Raw genomic sequence first — 1,060 nt, forward strand, 5'->3', positions numbered from 1 at the left:
GCCCGCCGGGCAGCAGCCACTCGGCGTCCGGGTCGTCCACCGGCAGGGCCGGCAGCGGCTCGGCGGCGACCGCGTCGAGCAGGGCGCGCACCGGTGCCGGGCAGGTGACGGCCTGTCCGGTGGGCAGCGGGTCGCCGGTCGACATCGCGTTGCGGCGGCGGATCTCCACCGGGTCCACACCGATCCGGGCGGCCAGCTGGTCCAGCTGCGACTCGTACGCGAAGCAGGCCTGCAGGGCGCCCTCACCGCGCATCCGGCCGGCCGGCGGGTTGTTGGTGCGCACCGCCCAGGCGTCCACGAAGACGTTCGGGCAGACGTACGGGCCGGCCGAGAAGGCCGTCACGGCGGCCAGCGCCTCGGCGGAGACGTCCGCGTAGGCGCCGCCGTCCAGCAGGATCTGCGCCTCGACCTTCACCAAGGTGCCCTCGGCGTCGGCGTGGTGGCGGTACCGCAGGAGCGCGGGGTGGCGCGAGGTGTGGGTCTGGAAGGACTCCTCGCGGGTGAGCGTCATCTTCACCGGGCGGCCGGTGCGCAGCGCCAGCAGGGCCAGGGTGACCTGGAAGGAGAGGTCCTCGCGGTCGGTGGTGGCGCCGGGCACGCCGGTGACCACCAGCCGGACCCGGTCCGGCTCCAGGCCGAGGCAGGCGGCGGTGCGGTCGCGGTCGCCGTGCGGGTCGGTGGAGGACAGGTGCAGCTCGACGCCGCCGTCCGGGCGCGGCACGGCCAGCCCGGCCTCGGCGCCGAGCGGGGCCGGGTCCTGCCGGCCGACCTGGTAGAGGCCCTCGACGACGATCTCGCCCACCGCGTCCGGGTCGCCGCAACGCAGCGGCAGGTGGCGGAACAGGTTGCCGTCCGGGTGCAGCGGCGGCGCGGTGAAGGACTGCTCGGGGTCGGTGACGGCCTCCAGCGGCTCGTAGTCGACCGCGATCAGCCCGACCGCCAGCCGGGCGGTGTCCGGGTGGTCGGCGGCCACCGCGGCGATCGGCTCGCCGTGGTGGCGCACCACACCGGCGGCCAGCACCGGCCGGTCGGCGACGATCGGCCCGGCCGGGGCGCCGTC

General features: G+C 76.9%; 1 protein-coding gene. It reads right to left on the minus strand.

Translation table 11 applies throughout. The annotated features are described in order from the left end of the window. On the minus strand, positions 1–1,060 hold a 1,060-nt coding region (locus tag KS423_RS46085; RefSeq protein WP_224285601.1), incomplete at both ends, for a xanthine dehydrogenase family protein molybdopterin-binding subunit.

Source organism: Streptomyces sp. LS1784 (genome assembly GCF_020103755.1).
In the GTDB taxonomy this organism is placed as follows: Bacteria; Actinomycetota; Actinomycetes; order Streptomycetales; family Streptomycetaceae; genus Kitasatospora.